Raw genomic sequence first — 2368 nt, forward strand, 5'->3', positions numbered from 1 at the left:
TCACAGAACGACATGGCTACGATCCGACTTACCAAGTAAAAACGAATACGATGCTTGGCAGGCGTGGGTAGATTTCTCAAACACTAAATGGAAAACAGACGATGGGCAAGATTATTATATTGTGCGAATGTTCATCGAACCAACGTTGGACTGGATCGACTTCTCTTAACTCGCGAAACTATCAACTACTATTATAGAAAGGAGGTGGACTAATGGCTACTTGGAAGCAGATTGAGGCCCGACGTGAACTTCGTCTCTGGATCAAAGAAGTTATTGTGCCTGCTGTTACAGCGGGTTTGGTAGCTTGGAGTATTCCGGAAGTGCGAGAGTATACGAAGGACAAGTTCAATAAGACAAAGGAATTCATCAAGTCCAAAATCCGTAAGTAAAGAGATCGAGCCCCTAACACGGGCTCTTTCTTTTTAACCTAGGTTAGAATTTCCGTACACGGGTTACAGAATAGAATGATATTTTTGTAAAGTGAAAAAATCCCGGGGAGGAAATTTGGAAAAATGTTTTGAAAGGAGAAAACGTATGTTTGATTTTCTGGATTTGCTAATCGGCTTGATTGTTGGTTCGGGGGTAACATATTTCCTTACAGTGCCTAAGAAAGTCGGCACACTGCTATTCCATAACCCCGAATCAATGATCGCCGAATTAGACCAACCCGTGGAGGAAATTTACAACAAGGATCGTGTTATGTTCGTAGTCTCGCGTAGATAACACGTTCTATTATGGAACGTAGATTCCGTAAATCGAAAGGAGGAATTCAAAAATGGGCAAAAGAAAGAGATTGTTGACCATGATCGAACGTGAACGAGAGTTTTACGATCAATGTCAAGTTGGATCAGAGGAATACGTGGCATCGCAGAATCGACTTAAGGATCTCGAAAAGCAGCTCGCTGAGCTGGGTGACCAGACTAGTAGAACTGCTATCGAGGGAGCTAAAATCGCTGCGTATGTCGCTACGTCCGTATTCACCTTGGGTAAGATCTTGGCTTTCGAAAAGAACGACTCATTCTCAACGATTACGAAAACTTGGCTGAATGTATTCGGTCCTAAGAAACTGTAACTACGATCCAAAAGGAGGGTCTTAACAAAGACTCTTCTTTTTATCCTGGTCGCGAAAATTTCACACTCCTTTATAGGAAACCAAAATTTAAGGAGGTTTGACTATGTTAGATCAGTACATTCCGGTCCCTAAAATTTGTTCTCTGCTTCAAGTGTCGAAGGTGACCGTTTACAAATACATAAAAGAAGGCGCGTTCCCCTCGGTTCGCAAGGCTCCTAGTCTGGGCTTCCCTGGTAATACTGGTTACGAGGTACAGTACCGTGACGTAATCGAGTTTATGCAAACCAAGGAGGAACGAAAAGCCGCAAAGAAAAAGCGTAATACGGCTAAAATCGACAACGAAGCAAAACAATTACTGACTGAATTACATACCAACATGGTTCGACAAGCTGAAATCATTGGTAAACTGCTGGAGAAGCTCTAACAAGAGCTTTTCTCCTTTGAGGTTTCACATGAGATACTATTACGAAAAACCAGCTATATATTTGTCTATGTACGGCGAGACATATACGTGTGATCATCCCGTATATGACAAATGCACGCTATATAAAATCGGAAATAAGGGATTGGCAGTTATTCAGCAGCGGTTTGACGATGATTTAAAAAGCACGTATTGGACTGAGATTGATCCATGGATGACGGACGTTCTATATACTCATCCGAAATTTAGAGATTTCTTCGAAGAACGTTCTGATGAATGCGCTGACGGTTTATATCCAACGGTCACAATACGCCAATTGATGTGGGGATTAAAAATGAAGCCGCTACCTAGACGTAGATGGGAAACTTGTTTTGACAGACGTCATATTTGAATTCGCGAGAAATGCAACTCCTGTTATGGAAACCTATATGAATTAAAAGGGGGTCGGTAACGTGGTTATTCTTGGAGTTGCTATGGTCGCGTTCGGCGTCGTGCTGATCATTACTGGTTTGAAAAAGTGAGAGTCTCTGTGGAGACTCATTCTTTTTAGTTTAATAGGAGGATAAAATGGACGAAATGATGCTTAAACTTCGTTCTAGTTTTTTGAAGAAAATCGCGGCAAAACTTCTATCGACTCTCGTCTTCACAAAGTTTGGTTACAAGATTGATATTCTGATCGACAAGCTCGAAATGGAATCTATCAATGGTGAAACAAGCGTATCCGCAAGTGTCAACTTGAAACTCCCGAGCGCGGAGCTTGTTAAGATCGCCAACTCCTTCGCGAAAAATGCAGACCGTATTATGAAGGAGGGATGACAATGATTACGTTCATCATGTTGTTAGGCTTACTGGCGTTGGTTCTGACGGTTCTTGCT

Annotated in this window: 5 protein-coding genes; all 5 read left to right on the plus strand. The window is 41.9% G+C overall.

Translation table 11 applies throughout. The features are described from left to right. Nucleotides 1–212: 212 nt before the first annotated feature. Nucleotides 213–389: a hypothetical protein gene (locus tag AC52RT_RS06455; RefSeq protein WP_495539985.1), complete on the plus strand. Its 177-nt coding sequence runs from the start codon at nt 213–215 to the stop codon at nt 387–389. 386 nt (nt 390–775) lie between these two features. Further along, complete coding sequence (locus AC52RT_RS06460; protein WP_495539986.1) at nt 776–1072, plus strand: hypothetical protein; 297 nt, start codon at nt 776–778, stop codon at nt 1070–1072. Nucleotides 1073–1175: 103 nt separating this feature from the next. Next, complete coding sequence (locus AC52RT_RS06465; RefSeq protein ID WP_495539987.1) at nt 1176–1496, plus strand: helix-turn-helix transcriptional regulator; 321 nt, start codon at nt 1176–1178, stop codon at nt 1494–1496. Between the two features lie 28 nt (nt 1497–1524). Beyond that, the gene (locus tag AC52RT_RS06470) at nt 1525–1884 is read left to right on the plus strand and encodes a hypothetical protein (protein WP_495539988.1); all 360 of its coding nucleotides are present in this window, start codon (nt 1525–1527) and stop codon (nt 1882–1884) included. A 176-nt stretch (nt 1885–2060) separates the two neighbouring features. Next, complete coding sequence (locus AC52RT_RS06475; RefSeq protein WP_495539989.1) at nt 2061–2309, plus strand: hypothetical protein; 249 nt, start codon at nt 2061–2063, stop codon at nt 2307–2309. The last annotated feature ends 59 nt before the right edge of the window (nt 2310–2368 follow it).

This window comes from Peribacillus sp. (assembly GCF_059453735.1).

Coding starts and splice junctions, on each gene's coding strand:
- AC52RT_RS06455 (WP_495539985.1), top strand. CDS start 213: ATGGCTACTTGGAAGCAGATTGAGGCCCGACGTGAACTTCGTCTCTGG.
- AC52RT_RS06460 (WP_495539986.1), top strand. CDS start 776: ATGGGCAAAAGAAAGAGATTGTTGACCATGATCGAACGTGAACGAGAG.
- AC52RT_RS06465 (WP_495539987.1), top strand. CDS start 1,176: ATGTTAGATCAGTACATTCCGGTCCCTAAAATTTGTTCTCTGCTTCAA.
- AC52RT_RS06470 (WP_495539988.1), top strand. CDS start 1,525: ATGAGATACTATTACGAAAAACCAGCTATATATTTGTCTATGTACGGC.
- AC52RT_RS06475 (WP_495539989.1), top strand. CDS start 2,061: ATGGACGAAATGATGCTTAAACTTCGTTCTAGTTTTTTGAAGAAAATC.